Annotated in this window: 1 pseudogene; it reads right to left on the reverse strand. The window is 55.6% G+C overall.

Going from position 1 to position 239, the window contains the following annotated elements:
• Window positions 1-239, reverse strand: a pseudogene (locus Xbud_RS20070) (phage tail protein); the annotation flags it as partial.

Genomic DNA, 239 nt, shown 5'->3' on the forward strand with positions numbered 1-239 from the left:
GTCAGGGTAATGTCATTGACCAGCTCTTTATCATTGACACGGCGGGTCAGAGGCACTTTGCTGTCCGCGGCTTTCAGGGCCTGTTGAGCTGCCTGCATGATCGGGGCATCACCGTCTTTGATCCGGCTATCGGTTTCATCCTTGCTGTAGGCGCCGACATCGGCGGCAGTCAGGGTAATGTCATTGACCAGCTCTTTATCATTGACACGGCGGGTTAACGGCACCTTAGTGTCCGCCAC

The sequence above is a fragment of the Xenorhabdus budapestensis genome, assembly GCF_002632465.1.
Classification (GTDB): Bacteria; Pseudomonadota; Gammaproteobacteria; order Enterobacterales; family Enterobacteriaceae; genus Xenorhabdus; species Xenorhabdus budapestensis.